This window comes from Pseudomonas sp. QC2, assembly GCF_002859085.1.
Taxonomy (GTDB): Bacteria; Pseudomonadota; Gammaproteobacteria; order Pseudomonadales; family Pseudomonadaceae; genus Aquipseudomonas; species Aquipseudomonas petroselini.
In genome coordinates this window covers 180,059-195,012 of the sequence record NZ_PKKS01000004.1, presented here as the reverse complement: position 1 = coordinate 195,012, position 14,954 = coordinate 180,059, and the positions used below count along the sequence as shown (strand labels likewise).

Below are 14,954 nucleotides of genomic sequence, written 5' to 3'. Positions count from 1 at the left end.
AGTGTTTTTAAGCGTCGTCGTCTGCATACGGGTCCGGATGACCCAATTCTGCAAGCAACGTTTGTTCCAGTGTTTCCATTTCCTCGGCTTCGTCATCGTCTATATGGTCGTAACCCAAGAGATGCAAGCAGCCGTGGATGACTAGATGAGCCCAGTGGGCCTCAAGTTCCTTGCCCTGTTCCTTCGCTTCGCGCTCCACCACCTCGACACAGATGACCAGGTCGCCCAGCAACGGGATATCCAGCAGTTCATCCGGCACGTCGGCGGGGAAGGACAGCACGTTGGTCGCGTAATCCTTCTGGCGCCAGGTGTGGTTCAGCTCGCGGCCCTCGGGCTCGTCGACCAGGCGAATGGTCAGTTCCGAGTCGGCGGTGCGCTGGCGCAGGGCCAGGGCGCACCATTCACGGAACTGTGCTTCGCTGGGGGCGGGCGCTTCGGTGGCCAGCTGCAGGTCTAGCTCAAGCATCGCGGCGCACGTCCTTGGCCGGCGCATCGTCGCGATGGTCGAAGCGCTCGTAGGCTTCGACAATACGCTGCACCAGCGGATGGCGGACCACGTCCTTGGGCATGAAGTGCGTGAAGCTGATGCCCGGTACGTCCTTGAGCACCTCGATCACCTGGGCCAGGCCCGACTTGGTGCCCTTGGGCAGGTCGACTTGGGTGACGTCGCCAGTGATCACGGCGGTAGAGCCGAAACCGATCCGGGTGAGGAACATCTTCATTTGCTCAACCGTGGTGTTCTGGCTTTCGTCGAGGATGATGAAGCTGTTGTTCAGGGTGCGCCCGCGCATGTAGGCGAGCGGGGCGATCTCGATCACCTGGCGCTCGATCAGCTTGGCCACGTATTCAAAGCCGAGCATCTCGTAGAGTGCGTCGTAGAGCGGGCGCAGGTACGGGTCGATCTTCTGGGCCAGGTCGCCGGGCAGGAAGCCGAGCTTTTCGCCCGCCTCGACCGCCGGGCGCACCAGCAGGATGCGGCGCACTTGCTCGCGCTCCAGTGCGTCGACCGCGCAGGCCACGGCCAGGTAGGTCTTGCCGGTACCGGCGGGGCCGATGCCGAAGTTGATGTCGTTGCCGAGGATTTCCTTGACGTACTTCTGCTGATTCAAGCCGCGCGGGCGAATCATGCCTTTTTTGGTACGCAGGGCCACGCTGGCTTCGGCCACAGGATTGTTGGCCAGGTCTTCCACTGCCGATTCCTGCAGGTACAGGTGCACCGTTTCCGGCGACAGTTCGCTGCCCTTGGTTTCGCGGTAGAGACGGCGCAGCAGGTTTTCTGCGGACGTGGTGTGTTGAGGTTCACCAATGAGTTCGAACTGATTGCCGCGGTTGCGGATCTCGATGCTCAGGCGTTGTTCGATCAGGCGCAGGTGCTCGTCGAACTGTCCGCACAGGTTGGCGAAACGGCGAGCCTCAAAAGGCTCGAGGAGAAAACGATGGGGTTCTACTATGGGTGCGTTCAAGGTCGCTTTTAGCCGCCCTTTGGCTGTTGAGGTGAAATAGAGAATAACGCCAGAGGCGCGGGTACGAAAGCACTTATCTAACCCTGATGCCATGCAGTTCAAATGTGGGAGGGGGCTTGCCCCCGATAGCGATGTGTCAGCAATAAATGTGTGATCTGATTCGCCGCCATCGGGGGCAAGCCCCCTCCCACATTGAGTCGGTGTTAATCAGGTCATTATTGCAACAACGACCCACGCAACGAATGGGGCTGAGCCGCATCGATGTGCACATCGGCAAACTGGCCGATCAGGGTCGGATTGTCGCAACGGAAGTTTACGATTCGGTTGTTCTCGGTACGGCCCTGCAGTTCACCCGGGTCTTTTTTCGAATAGTCGGTGACCAGGATGCGCTGGGTGGAACCGACCATTTGTCGGCTGATCTCGAAACCCTGCTGGTTCAAGCGATGTTGCAAGGCGTTGAGACGCTCTTTTTTCAGCGCTTCCGGGGTTTCATCCACAAGATCGGCCGCCGGGGTGCCGGGGCGCTGGCTGTAGACGAACGAGTAGGAAAAGTCGAAACCGATGTCTTCGATCAGCTTCATGGTCTGCTGGAAGTCTTTCTCGGTTTCACCGGGGAAGCCGACGATGAAGTCCGAGCTGATGCAGATGCCGGGCACCGCCGCGCGCAGTTTGCGCAGTTTGGATTTGTATTCCAGTGCGGTGTGGTTGCGCTTCATCGCTGACAAAATGCGGTCCGAACCCGACTGCACCGGCAAGTGCAGGTGCTTGACCAGTTCCGGCACTTCGGCGTGGGCCTGGATGAGGCTGTCGGAGAACTCCAGCGGGTGCGAGGTGGTGTAGCGAATCCGCTCGATACCGTCCACCGCTGCGACCACGCGGATCAGCTCCGCCAAGTCGGCCAGGCGGCCGTCCTGGGTCAGGCCACGATAGCCGTTGACGTTCTGGCCCAACAGGGTCACTTCGCGCACGCCGTTTTCGGCCAGGTGGATGATTTCCGACAGCACGTCGTCAAATGGCCGGCTGACTTCCTCGCCACGGGTGTAGGGCACCACGCAGAACGTGCAGTACTTGCTGCAGCCTTCCATTACCGACACATAGGCGCTCGGCCCGTCGATACGCGGCTCGGGCAAGTGGTCGAACTTTTCGATTTCCGGGAACGAGACGTCAACCTGCGGCAGCTTGGTGATACGGGCGGCGTCGATCATTTCCGGCAGGCGGTGCAGGGTCTGCGGGCCGAAGACCACGTCGACATAGGGCGCGCGGTCGCGGATCGCGGCGCCTTCCTGGCTGGCCACGCAACCGCCGACGGCGATCACCATGTCCGGGTTGGCCAGCTTCAATTCGCGCCAGCGGCCCAGCTGCGAGTACACACGGTCCTGGGCCCGCTCGCGGATCGAGCAGGTATTGAGCAGGATCACGTCGGCATCTTCGGCGCGGGCGGTGACTTCCAGGGCCTGGTGTTCACCCAGCAAGTCGACCATGCGCGAGCTGTCGTACTCGTTCATCTGGCAACCGTGGGTTTCGATGTAAAGCTTCTTGGCCATGGGAATCGTCAACTGGTGGTAAAGAACCGCGCATTATAGGGGTCATGCCCATCGGTTCCTAGCGCTGTGCATCGGGTGCCATGCTATAGTTCGCGCCCTCTTTTATATCCCCCATGTGTTCCTCGCCCACCATGACCAAACGTGAAGCTCCAATCTATAAGGTGATTTTCCTCAACCAGGGCCAGGTGTTCGAAATGTACGCCAAGCAGATCTATCAGAGCGATCTGTGGGGTTTCCTGGAGGTGGAAGAATTCGTCTTTGGCGAGCGCACTCAATTGGTCGTCGACCCGGGCGAGGAGAAGCTCAAGGCTCAGTTTGAAGGTGTGGTGCGCAGTTTTGTGCCGATGCATTCGATTGTGCGCATCGATGAAGTCGAGCGCCTGGGCACGCCGAAGATCAGCGAGGCGCGGGGCACCAGCAATGTGATGCCGTTTCCGATGCCGATGCCTGAGAAATAAGTCTTTTGTGGCGAGGGAGCTTGCTCCCGCTGGGGCGCGAAGCGGCCCCAATGCCATACAGGTGTGTCATATAGAAGTCAGTGAAGGGGGGCTGGAGCCGCGTCGCAGCCCAGTGGGAGCAAGCTCCCTCGCCACAAGGGCAGTGTCTAGGGCAGGGGGGAGAAGGGCGATCGCCCATCCGCGCTCTGCAGTTCCTGCAGGTAATTACGGAAAATCTGGCCGAGTACCTGGGTCGCCACTTCGAGTTCATCGCGCTGCATGTGCTCGGCCACTTCGTCGGCCGTATCCAGCGCATCTTCCGCACCGTTGACCGCCGCCATTTTCAGCACGATATACGCTTGGACGTTATTGGCCGGTACGCCTTCGCCTTTGAAGAACATGTTACCCAGTTCGAATTGCGCCTGCGCATGGCCCTGCAACGACGCTTTCTCGAAGTAGCTCAAGGCTTTGTTGAGGTCGCGTGCAGGGTTTTTGCTGTCGTGGAAGTACTCGCCCAACTCGTATTGCGCTTGCGCATCCCCGCCGTCAGCCTGTTTCTGGCACGCGCTCAGGGATTCGGCCTGGCTGTCTGGCTGGGTATTGAGGGTGCAGCGACCCATCGCTGGGATTAACAACGAGTTGCCGCCTGCTTGTGCATGTGCCAGCAGCGGCTGAAGGAGCAACAGGCAGCCCAGAACCAGGGTGCGGCCGGTGCGTTTCATGGGAATCGACTTACCTCTGACGGGGCACGCGGACCCTCGGGGGATCCAATAAGCGCGCATTATGAAATAAGCAGGCCTCTGCTTACAAAGTCTTTACTCGTTTTTCTGCTGGTTGGGCAAGTTATCTGCCGGATTGCAGGTAATTTCTCGAAAAAACTCGGAAAGCTCTGTAGGCAAAGTAGCAAATCAGACACCGTTTGGGCGGTGTCTGATTTTTGCGGCCAATTATTTCAGTGCAGCGAAGGCGCGTTCAGCGGCGTCGAGGGTCAGTTTCAGCTCGGCGTCGCCATGGGCGATTGAGGTGAAGCCAGCCTCGAAGGCGCTCGGCGCCAGGTACACGCCGCCTTCCAGCATCAGGTGGAAGAAGCGTTTGAACAGGTCGGCGTCGCTGCCCATCACGTCATCAAAGGTGACGATGTCGTCGGCACCGCTGAAGTACAGGCCGAACATACCGCCCGCCTGGGTGGTAACAAATGGGATACCGGCGGCATCGGCGCGCTGTTGCAGGCCGTCGAGCAAGCGCGTGGTGTAGTCGGTCAGCTCGGCGTGGAAGCCTGGACGGCTGATCAGGCGCAGGGTGGTCAGGCCGGCGGCCATCGCCAGCGGGTTACCGGACAAGGTCCCGGCCTGGTACACCGGGCCCAGCGGCGCGATGTGCTGCATGATCTCGCGTTTACCGCCGAAGCAGCCCACCGGCATGCCGCCGCCGATGATCTTGCCGAAGGTGCTCAGGTCCGGCGTGACGCCGTAGTGAGCCTGGGCACCGCCGAGGGCGACACGGAAACCGGTCATCACTTCGTCGAAAATCAGCACCACGCCGTGCTTGTCGCACTGCTCGCGCAGGCCTTCGAGGAAACCCGGCGCCGGCGGTACGCAGTTCATATTGCCGGCCACTGGCTCAACGATGATGCACGCCACGTCCTGGCCCACTTCATTGAGCATCTGCTCGACGGCGGCGATGTCGTTGAACGGCAGGGTCAGGGTGTGTTTGGCAAACGCCGCCGGGACACCGGCCGAGCTCGGCACGCCCTGGGTCAGCAGGCCGGAGCCGGCTTTCACCAACAGGCTGTCGGAGTGACCGTGGTAGCAGCCTTCGAACTTGATGATGCTGTCGCGGCCGGTGAAACCACGGGCCAGGCGGATCGCGCTCATGGTGGCTTCGGTGCCGGAGCTGACCATGCGCACCATTTCCATCGACGGCACGATGGCGCACACCAAGTCCGCCATTTCGGTTTCCATGGCGGTCGGCGCGCCGTACGACAGGCCGTGTTCCAGCTGCTTGCGCACCGCGTCCAGCACGTCCGGGTGGCTGTGGCCGAGGATCATCGGGCCCCAGGAGCCGACGTAGTCGACGTAGCGTTTGTCATCTTCGTCGGTGACGTAGGCGCCTTCGGCATGCTTGAGGAACAGTGGCGTGCCGCCGACGCTCTTGAACGCACGCACGGGGGAGTTCACACCGCCGGGGATGTGTTTCTGAGCATTGGCAAACAGCGTTTCGGAACGGGACATGAGGGGGCTCTCTAAACTGAAATTTTAAGCAGATCGTTGAACGCGCGAGCGCGGCGCGTGACTTCCTGCGTACTGTCGGCGCCAAACAGGCCGTGCACCACCGCCAGCAGGTCGGCGCCGTGCGCCACCAGCGGTTCGGCGTTCTCCAGGGTGATGCCGCCGATTACGCAGATCGGCAGCTGCACGCGCGCACGGGCTTGGGCCAGCATCTCGACCGTGGCGGCCGGAGCGCCGGGCTTGGTGTTGGAATTGAAGAAGCGGCCGAAGGCGACGTAGCTGGCGCCTTCCTTGGCGGCCTGTTCGGCCAGTTCGATCTGGCTGTGACAGGTCGAGCCGATGATGGCCTTGGAGCCCAGCAGTGCGCGGGCCGGGGTCAGTGGGCCGTCGGTCTGGCCCAGGTGCACGCCGACGCCGAGGCGCGCGGCCAGTTCAGCGTCGTCGTTGATGATCAGTTGGGTCTTGTAGCGCGAGCACAGCTCCCGCAGCTTTTCGGCTTCGCGCAGGCGGCGGGCTTCGTCGCTGCTTTTGTCGCGGTACTGCAGCAGGGTCACGCCACCGTCCAGCGCCGCTTCGACGTAGGCGAGGAATTTGCCGGCCAACAGTTGGCTGTCGGTAATGGCGTAAAGGCCACGTAGTTTCATCAGGCAGGCCTCGTGCTTTTAAGAGCAGAAATCCAGCGGCAACCGGCGCGGTACAAACTGGCCCTGGCCGAGTTGTTCAGCGTCACGCAGGGTGCGCCAAGTGTAGTTGAGTGCCGATTGCACGGCGCTGACCAAGCCTTCGCCGTGGGCAATCCGACCGGCCAATGCACTGGCCAACGTGCAGCCCGAACCATGATAGCTGCCGGGCAGGCGCTGGCAGGTAAAGGTCTGGCGCGTGCCGTCGCGGCTGTATAAGCGGTTGTGCACTTCGTGCTCGTCCCCGTGGCCGCCGGTGATCAGCAGGTGCTTGATATACGGCAACAGCTTCTCGGCGCATTCGTCCGCGGTGCCTTCAGGCAGTTCAGCGAGGATGCGCGCTTCGGGCAGGTTCGGCGTGGCGATCAGCGACAGCGGCAACAGCCGCTCGCGCATCGCATAGCCGACTTCGTCCTTGCCCAGGCTGCCGCCGCCGCCGGCACGCAGCACCGGGTCGCACACCACTGGCAGGTGTGGATGCGCCTGCAGCAGCTCGACCACGGTGTCGACCATCGCGGTGGAGCCGAGCATGCCCAGCTTGACCGCCGCCACGTCCGAGTCGCTGAGCACGGCATTGGCCTGGGCCAGTACCCACTCGCGGTCGAGCACGCGGAAATCGCTGACATTGACGGTGTTCTGCACGGTCAGGGCGGTGACGGCCGGGGCCGCATGGCAACCCTGGGCGAGCAGGGCTTCGATATCTGCCTGCAAGCCGGCGCCACCACTGGGATCATGGCCGGAGAGACAGAGGACAACGGGGCGAGAGCTGTAGATATTCATGGTGCGCGAGCTTACCACCAAACGCTTTTGGCGGGGCCGTCTGGCGGTGGTTGAATTTTGTCCGGATTACCGCGCTTTTTTGGCACGGTGCTGGCCGTTAAAACCGTCTGGGACGCTTGTTCTAGAGCCTTTCAAAAAATTATTTCAATGGTGTCCAATAGCCTTTAATGGCTATGCTAGAGTGGATCCAAACGACTAACTGTATGACCGGTGTACGTCATCTCAAAAGGAATGGGGGGCTTTTTGACATAACCGGACAGGCCACGCTGGGGCTCTATGCGCTATTTGCTGATTTTATTGTTGTGCGGGCTGCCGATGCTCGCCAGCGCCATCGAGTTCAACCAGGACACGCGAAGCCTGCCGCTGGGCCGAGCCATGCAAGTGCTCGAAGACCCGACCGACGCCCTCACGATTGCCGACGTCAGCGCGCCTTCCGCCGCCACGCAGTTCAAACCCCACGATAAAGACACGCTGAACGCCGGCTACTCGCGCTCGGTGTTCTGGCTGAAGGTCAATCTGCATTACCTGGCCCAAAACCCCGACGTGCAACGCACCTGGTTGCTGGAGCTGGCGTACCCGCCGCTCGACCACCTCGACCTCTACCTGCCCGACAGCACCGGCACCTACCGCCTGGCCGGGCGCACGGGGGATGCGCTGCCGTTTTCCGCCCGTGAGATTCGCCAGAACAACTACCTGTTCAAGGTCGACTTCACGCCGGGCGAGACAAAAACCGTCTACCTGCGCCTGCAAAGCGAGGGTTCGATCCAGGCGCCATTGACGCTCTGGTCCAGCACGGCCTACCTGGAACAACAGCCGCTGCGCCTGTATGTGTTGGGCCTGATCTATGGCGTGTTGCTGGGGATGCTGGTCTACAACCTGTTCATCTACCTCAGCGTGCGCGACACCAGCTACCTTTATTACATCTTGTATATCGCTTCGTTCGGCATGTATCAGCTGTCGGTGAATGGCGCGGCGGTGGAGTATTTCTGGCCGAACAACCCCTGGTGGGCGAATGCCGCGACGCCGTTCCTGATCGGTGCGGCAGCGCTCTTCGGCAGCCTGTTTGCGCGCAGCTTTTTGCACACCGCCCAGCACAGCCGCTGGATCAACCGTCTACTGCTGGCGCTGGTGGCGGGTGGTGGCGTAGTGATGCTGTTGTCGTTGATGACCAGCTACGCGCTGGCGCTGCGCCTGGCCACCGGTTTGGCATTGGTGTTTACCGTGACCATCTTTGTCGCCGCCATCAAGGCCTGGTATTGCGGCCAGCGGGTGGCGCGCTATTTCATCATTGCCTGGTCGGCGTTCCTGCTGGGTGGGGTGGTGAATACCCTGATGGTGCTGGGCTACCTGCCCAATGTGTTCCTGACCATGTACGCCAGCCAGATCGGCTCCGCCATTGAAGTGGCGCTGTTGTCCCTGGCCTTGGCCGACCGCATCAACGCCATGCGCGAACAACAGGCGCAGATCCTCTTCGATGCCAGCCAGAAGCTCGAGGTGCTCAACGCGCAACTGGCCCGCAGCAACCGGCTCAAGGATGAATTCCTCGCCACCCTGACCCACGAACTGCGCACCCCCATGAACGGTGTGATTGGCTCCCTTGAGCTGATGCAAACCGTGCCCCTGGACGCGGACCTGGCGCAGTACCAGCAAACCGCCGCCGGTTCGGCGCGGGACATGATGCGCATGGTCAACGGCATTCTCACCCTGACCGAATTGCAGGCCGGACGCCTGAATGCCCAGCCCCAGGTGTTCAGCCTGCGCGGTACGCTCGACACCTTGCGCCAGCAGTTCAGCGCCAGCGCCCAGAGCAAAGGCCTGGCGTTTTCCATCGACGTGGCGGACGAACTGCCGGACCGTGTGCTGGGTGACGCCGACAAACTGCTGCAGTGCCTCGATTGCCTGCTCGATAACGCGTTCAAGTTCACCCACGAAGGCTCGGTTCGCCTGCGGGTGGTCGGCGTGCCCCACAGTGACGGTGGCTTGCGCCTGAGCTTTATCGTCACCGACACCGGTATTGGCTTCGCTTTCCTCGACGAGGCCACGCTGTATCAGCGTTTCTTCCAGCTCGATGGTTCCACCACCCGCGAATACGGTGGCCTGGGTATCGGCCTGGCCATTTGTCGGCAGCTGATCGAGTTGCTGGGGGGGCGCCTCACTCATCATTCCGAACCGAGCAAAGGCAGTCGCTTCCAGCTGGAAATGGAAGTCAGCCCGCTACCGGCCGAATCCAGCCCCGTCCCGGATAAGCAGCGCGCCCCGCAGGACTGCTCGGTGCTGCTGGTGGATGACAACAGCGTGGGCCAACTGGTGGTACGCGGCATGCTGCTCAAGCTCGGCTATCGGGTGAAAACCGTAGACAGTGGGCCGAATGCACTGGCGGCCTTGCAGGGTGGGAATTTCGACGCGGTGTTGTTGGACCTTCCCGAAGGTGGCTTCTCATTGTGCTGTCAGATCCGTGCACTGCCTGGTTGCGGCGAGTTGCCGGTAATCGCCTTGAGTACCTCACTGAATGTGTCGGAGCGCGAGCACTGCCATGGCATCGGCGTCTCCGAACGCCTCGCCAAACCCGTACGTTTCGAGGCCTTGCAGGCGGTGTTGGCGCGGCGGTTACTGGGCACGGTAGAGGGCGAAAGCGCCGGACATTCGGCGGGTATGCCACTGTTTTAAGGCGTATGACGGTGCTTAACTGAAATTCAGGCCTCAAATAAACGTGGCCTTTTCCAGGAGGCCCGTCATGAACCTGCATCAGTTCGCCGAAACCCACGACGTCACCAACCAGCCCCCGTCCCTGGACGGCACCAACCTGTACCGCATCGATTTGCCCCTGCAGGAATGGTCGCGCCGCTTTGGCGCCGGCTGGGCACACGCGCGCATTGATGCGTACGGTGCGTTGGCCGGCGGGCCGCTGATGGAGGCCGGATTCCTGGCGAACCAGAACAAACCGGTGTTCAGCAGCCACGACCGTTATGGCCATCGCATCGACCTGGTGGAGTTTCACCCGGCTTACCACGAGCTGATGCGCACGGCCGTCGAGCACGGCCTGCCGTCGCTGCCGTGGGCTCATCCGCAGTCCGGCGCCCATGTGGCCCGCGCCGCCATGACCTACCTGCACAGCCAGGCTGAAGCGGGCACCGGCTGCCCGCTGACCATGACCTTCGCCTGCGTACCGGCCCTGCGCCTGCAACCTGACCTTGCCAAGACCTGGCTGCCGAAGATTCTCAGCACCGACTATGACCCGCGCAACGTCGGCATCGCCCATAAGGCCGGTGCCACCATCGGCATGGCCATGACCGAGAAACAAGGCGGCACCGACGTGCGCGCCAACACCACCCGCGCTTACCCCGTAGGCGCGGGCGGCCCCGGCCAGGCGTATGAACTGGTGGGCCACAAGTGGTTCTGCTCGGCGCCGATGTGCGATGCCTTCCTGACGCTGGCCCAGACCGACAAGGGCCTCACCTGTTTCCTGCTGCCCCGGCACCGCCCGGATGACACGCGCAACGAGTTCTATATCCAGCGCCTGAAAAACAAGCTCGGCAACTGCTCCAATGCCTCCAGCGAAGTGGAGTTCCGTGGCGCCCTGGCCTGGATGATCGGCGAGGAAGGTCGTGGCGTGCCGACCATCATCGAGATGGTCGCCATGACCCGCTTTGATTGCATGGTCGGCTCCAGCGCCCTGATGCGCCAGGCGCTGACCCAGGCCAGCCATCATTGTGCCCATCGTTCCGTGGGTGGCCGCGTGCTCAGCGAGCAACCGCTGATGCAAAACGTGCTGGCCGACCTGGCGCTGGAAAGCGAAGCCGCACTGGCCTTGAGCCTACGCATGGGCTGGGCGCTGGATCACCTGGGTGATGAGCAGGAAGCCAAGTTTTCCCGTCTGGTGACAGCGGTGGGCAAGTATTGGATCTGCAAGCGCGCCCCGGCGATGATCAACGAAGCCGCCGAGTGCATGGGCGGTGCCGGGTATGTCGAGGACAGCATCTTGCCGCGTTTGTACCGTGAGGCACCGGTGAATTCGACGTGGGAAGGTTCCGGCAATGTGCAGTGCCTGGACGTGCTGCGGGCGTTGTCGAAAGAGCCGGGTGTGTTGGAGGCGCTGTTTGTGGAGCTGGGGGATGGGCATGGCGACCGACTGTTGGCGCGGCATATCGAACAGCTGAAGTCGGCGTTCATGGACACCCAGGACATCCAATACCGCGCGCGGCAGCTCACCGAGGACATTGCCGTGGCGTTGCAGGCCAAGTTGCTGCTCGAGGCGGGGATTGCGGCGGTGAGTGATGGGTTTATCGCCAGTCGGTTGGGCGAGTCGTCCGGCCGGGTGTATGGCACGTTGCCGCGAGGCGTTGACGTCGACGCCATCGTCGCTCGCTCAAGCCCGCATTCATCTATGTAAACGCGGTCAAAATGTGGGAGGGGGCTTGCCCCCGATAGCGGTTTGTCAGCGACAGAGGTGTTGGCTGACCGTCAGCTATCGGGGGCAAGCCCCCTCCCACATTTACTGCATTCCAACTCTGGTGTTTCGGTGCGGCCGGGATACAGGCAAGATAAAGGCCTGCAAGTCAGAACACAGGATGCTTACCGTGACCGAAGCTTTTGTTGTCGTTCAAACCGCCGAAGAGGCCGTCGATCGGCTGGCGGCTCTGCATGAGCGTGCTACCGGCGCGCTCAATCAAGCCCTCAAGCAATACCTCAAAGACCGCGTCGAGCCCGACGCCGCACAACGTGCGCTGTTTCGCTACCCGGAACTGCGCCTGACCTACCACTGCCACGGCGAAGTCCCTCAGACCACCCGCGCCTATGCCAAGGTCCAATTGCCGGGGACCTACAGCGTCACCGTCACCCATCCTGCAGCGTTTCGTAAGTACCTGCTGGAACAACTGGTGCCGCTGATGCACGACTTCACCGTGACGGTGGAAGTCGGCGTCAGCCAGCAGAACATCCCGTACCCGTACGTGGTGGAGCAGGGCGACGAACTGGCCGGCTCCGGCGTGACCGCTGCGACCCTGGCGCGCGTGTTCCCCAGCACCGACCTGTCGGCCGCCACCGATGGCATCGCCGATGGCCTCTACGATTGGGAAAACACCGACCCGCTGCCCCTGGCGCTGTTCGATGCTGCCCGCGTGGATTTCTCGTTGCGTCGCCTGGTGCATTACACCGGCAGTGACTGGCGCCATGTACAGCCGTGGATCCTGCTGACCAACTACCACCGTTATGTCGACCAGTTCATCCTGCATGGCCTGGAGCAACTGCGCAGCGACCCGCGCTTTATCCGCATGGTGCTGCCGGGCAACGTGGTGATCGACAAGGCCATGGACCACGGCGAAGCGTCGGCGATTGCCGCCGGCGTGGTGTGGCACCGTTACCAGATGCCGGCCTATCACCTGCAAGCCACTGATGGCCACGGTGTGACCCTGGTGAATATCGGCGTCGGCCCGTCCAACGCCAAGAACATCACCGACCACCTGGCGGTGCTGCGCCCGCATTGCTGGCTGATGATCGGCCACTGCGGCGGACTGCGCCAATCCCAGACCATCGGCGATTACGTACTGGCCCACGCCTACATGCGCCGCGACGGGATTCTCGACCGGGTGGTGCCGCCGAATATCCCGATCCCGGCCTTGGCCGAAGTGCAGATGGCCTTGCAGCAAGCGGCGGCCAATGTCACTGGCGAAAAAGGCGAAGAGCTGAAAAAACGCCTGCGCACCGGCACCGTGTTGACCTACGACGACCGTAACTGGGAACTGCGCTGGGCCCAGGAGCGCCCGCTGATCAACCTGTCCCGCGCCGTCGCCGTGGACATGGAAAGCGGCACCATCGCGGCCCAGGGTTATCGCCTGCGGGTGCCGTACGGCACGTTGCTGTGTGTGTCGGACAAACCGCTGCACAGCGAAATCAAGCTGCCGGGTTCGGCCAATGCGTTCTATGAGCGTGCGGTGAGCCAGCACTTGAAGATCGGCATTGAGGCTGTGGATTTGCTGCGTACCGAACTTAACTCGCTGCACTCGCGCAAACTGCGCAGCTTCGACGAACCGCCGTTCCGCTAAGCGGTTGGGATGGTTATTTAACGGTCAGGCCACTAGCATTGTCGGTCCTGACCGTTAGATGTTCCTTTGCCATGTCCCGTCCCTCCCGTCCCGATTCACGCCGCCCAGGTGTGAAACCCCCGTATTCCGCTGCGCGGCGTGTCGCCAAGGCACCACCGGCCGAGCCGAAGTTGATCCTGTTCAATAAGCCGTTCGATGTGCTGACCCAGTTCAGCGACGAAGGCGGGCGCGCGACCCTCAAGGATTTTATCGACATCCCCGGTATCTACCCGGCGGGCCGCCTGGACCGTGACAGCGAAGGCCTGTTGCTGCTGACCAATGACGGCCAGTTGCAAGCGCGGATTGCCGACCCCAAGCACAAACTGGCGAAAACCTACTGGGTGCAAGTGGAAGGCGAGCCCACCGAAGAGCAGCTGCAACGCTTGCGCGACGGCGTAGCGCTCAACGACGGCAAGACCTTGCCCGCCGAAGCGCGGCTATTGGAAGAACCGGCGTTATGGCCACGTAACCCGCCTGTGCGCTTTCGCAAAAGCGTGCCGACCCATTGGTTGGAATTGGTGATTCGTGAAGGACGTAACCGCCAGGTGCGGCGTATGACGGCGGCCGTGGGCCTGCCCACTTTACGCCTGGTGCGTGTACGAATTGGCGATTGGACAATCGATGGCCTGGATCAGGGCCAATGGAAAGAAGTGCCGGCGCGCTTATAAAGCGCCGGACTCGATCAGGCCGATCACCACGCTCTTGATGATGAACGCGGCCACGCCCAGGCCCAGTACGAAGAACAGGATGAACGAGCCAAAGCGCCCAGCCTTGGACTTCTTCGCCAGGTCCCAAACGATAAAGCCCATAAAAATGATCAAGATCGTGACCAGGCCGGTCATCATCCATTCTTCGAAGAGGGCGGGGTCGATGTTGTTCATGGGGTATTTTTCCGACAGGGCAGGCGGGAAGTATACGGCAGCGTTACCGACGCAACATTGACCTGGATCGAAGTGCAATCCAAATGTGGGAGGGGGCTTGCCCCCGATAGCGGTGGGTCAGTTGATAAATAACTGACTGACACTCAGCCATCGGGGGCAAGCCCCCTCCCACATTTGACCTTCACCGATCTTAAGTGCGCAGGTGGGTCAGGGGCAGTTCGGTGCTGTTCAATACCTGATTGAGTACAAAGCTCGAGCGCACGCTGGTCACGCCTTCAATGCGAGTCAAATGCCCCAGCAGCAGTTTCTGGTAGTGATCCATGTCCGGCACCACCACTTTCAACTGATAGTCAGCATCCATCCCCGTCACCAAACTGCACTCCAGCACCTGCGGCAGGGTGCGGATCGCTGCTTCAAAATTCTCGAAGCGCTCGGGGGTGTGGCGGTCCATGCCGATCAGCACGTAAGCCGTCAGGCTCAGCCCGAGCATCTTGCGGTCGAGCAAGGCGACCTGACGGGAGATGTAGCCGTCGTCCTCCAACTGCTTGACCCGGCGCGAGCACGGTGACGGCGACAAGCCGATGCGTTCGGCCAACTCTTGGTTGGAGATCCTCGCGTCGCGCTGCAATTCCGCCAAAATACTCAGGTCGTATCGGTCAAGCTTGCTCATTGGGATGGCCTTTGTCGTAACTATTGCGGTGAATTATCCATGAAGGGTTAAAAATTGCGCAAGCACTGTTTATTGACGCAATCTTCGCAATCATCTGTCGGGCGCAGGCGGGTATCTTTATCAACAGAATCACCGCCTGGACAACAGTCCACAGCAGCTCGCCCAATCAGGCCTGCTGCGGCCGCCACCCC

The 14,954-nt window shown here is 61.6% G+C and carries 14 protein-coding genes; 5 read left to right on the top strand and 9 right to left on the bottom strand.

Annotated elements, in window-relative coordinates; genetic code table 11:
- Window positions 1-7: 7 nt before the first annotated feature.
- The 3 genes from ybeY to miaB all read right to left on the bottom strand — a co-directional run bounded on the left by ybeY (window position 8) and on the right by miaB (window position 3,007).
- Entirely contained in the window at window positions 8-466 is a 459-nt protein-coding gene (ybeY, locus tag QCBJ_RS04725) for an rRNA maturation RNase YbeY (protein WP_046036575.1), read from the bottom strand.
- Window positions 459-1,463, bottom strand: coding sequence for a PhoH family protein (locus QCBJ_RS04720; protein ID WP_015886050.1), 1,005 nt, complete (start codon window positions 1,461-1,463; stop codon window positions 459-461). The genes ybeY and QCBJ_RS04720 overlap by 8 nt, the downstream gene beginning before the upstream one ends.
- A 215-nt stretch (window positions 1,464-1,678) precedes the next feature.
- A complete protein-coding gene (gene miaB / locus QCBJ_RS04715; RefSeq protein WP_102060231.1) occupies window positions 1,679-3,007 on the bottom strand; it encodes a tRNA (N6-isopentenyl adenosine(37)-C2)-methylthiotransferase MiaB in 1,329 nt (442 codons plus the stop codon).
- A gap of 131 nt (window positions 3,008-3,138) precedes the next feature.
- Here miaB and QCBJ_RS04710 point away from each other — a divergent pair, with 131 nt between their 5' ends.
- On the top strand, window positions 3,139-3,465 hold the full coding sequence (locus QCBJ_RS04710; RefSeq protein ID WP_003194436.1) for a DUF1820 family protein: 327 nt from the start codon (window positions 3,139-3,141) through the stop codon (window positions 3,463-3,465).
- Between the two features lie 146 nt (window positions 3,466-3,611).
- Here the strand turns inward: QCBJ_RS04710 and QCBJ_RS04700 are convergent, their stop codons facing one another.
- The 4 genes from QCBJ_RS04700 to QCBJ_RS04685 form a co-directional block, all read right to left on the bottom strand.
- Window positions 3,612-4,166: a tetratricopeptide repeat protein gene (locus QCBJ_RS04700; protein WP_015886048.1), complete on the bottom strand. Its 555-nt coding sequence runs from the start codon at window positions 4,164-4,166 to the stop codon at window positions 3,612-3,614.
- Between the two features lie 225 nt (window positions 4,167-4,391).
- Window positions 4,392-5,675 carry a glutamate-1-semialdehyde 2,1-aminomutase gene (gene hemL / locus QCBJ_RS04695; protein WP_102060230.1) on the bottom strand — a complete coding sequence of 428 codons (1,284 nt, stop codon included), beginning with the start codon at window positions 5,673-5,675 and terminating at the stop codon, window positions 4,392-4,394.
- 11 nt (window positions 5,676-5,686) lie between these two features.
- Window positions 5,687-6,316 (bottom strand): thiamine phosphate synthase, encoded by a 630-nt coding sequence (gene thiE / locus QCBJ_RS04690; RefSeq protein WP_015886046.1) that lies wholly within the window; start codon window positions 6,314-6,316, stop codon window positions 5,687-5,689.
- Between the two features lie 18 nt (window positions 6,317-6,334).
- Window positions 6,335-7,132, bottom strand: a complete 798-nt coding sequence (locus QCBJ_RS04685; protein ID WP_015886045.1) for a hydroxymethylpyrimidine/phosphomethylpyrimidine kinase — start codon at window positions 7,130-7,132, stop codon at window positions 6,335-6,337.
- Between the two features lie 276 nt (window positions 7,133-7,408).
- Between QCBJ_RS04685 and QCBJ_RS04680 the strand changes: the two genes are divergently transcribed.
- From QCBJ_RS04680 to QCBJ_RS04665, 4 genes are all read left to right on the top strand, one after another.
- A complete protein-coding gene (locus tag QCBJ_RS04680; protein WP_046036576.1) occupies window positions 7,409-9,799 on the top strand; it encodes a hybrid sensor histidine kinase/response regulator in 2,391 nt (796 codons plus the stop codon).
- A gap of 67 nt (window positions 9,800-9,866) precedes the next feature.
- Window positions 9,867-11,522: an acyl-CoA dehydrogenase family protein gene (locus tag QCBJ_RS04675; protein ID WP_102060229.1), complete on the top strand. Its 1,656-nt coding sequence runs from the start codon at window positions 9,867-9,869 to the stop codon at window positions 11,520-11,522.
- A 178-nt stretch (window positions 11,523-11,700) separates the two neighbouring features.
- Window positions 11,701-13,173 (top strand): AMP nucleosidase, encoded by a 1,473-nt coding sequence (gene amn / locus QCBJ_RS04670; RefSeq protein WP_162471075.1) that lies wholly within the window; start codon window positions 11,701-11,703, stop codon window positions 13,171-13,173.
- 71 nt (window positions 13,174-13,244) lie between these two features.
- The gene (locus tag QCBJ_RS04665) at window positions 13,245-13,880 is read left to right on the top strand and encodes a pseudouridine synthase (RefSeq protein WP_046036578.1); all 636 of its coding nucleotides are present in this window, start codon (window positions 13,245-13,247) and stop codon (window positions 13,878-13,880) included.
- Here the strand turns inward: QCBJ_RS04665 and QCBJ_RS04660 are convergent.
- Both QCBJ_RS04660 and QCBJ_RS04655 read right to left on the bottom strand, forming a co-directional pair.
- Window positions 13,875-14,084 (bottom strand): DUF2788 domain-containing protein, encoded by a 210-nt coding sequence (locus QCBJ_RS04660; RefSeq protein WP_025999909.1) that lies wholly within the window; start codon window positions 14,082-14,084, stop codon window positions 13,875-13,877. The genes QCBJ_RS04665 and QCBJ_RS04660 overlap by 6 nt on opposite strands.
- A gap of 199 nt (window positions 14,085-14,283) precedes the next feature.
- Window positions 14,284-14,763 (bottom strand): Lrp/AsnC family transcriptional regulator, encoded by a 480-nt coding sequence (locus QCBJ_RS04655; RefSeq protein WP_003176264.1) that lies wholly within the window; start codon window positions 14,761-14,763, stop codon window positions 14,284-14,286.
- Window positions 14,764-14,954 lie beyond the last annotated feature (191 nt).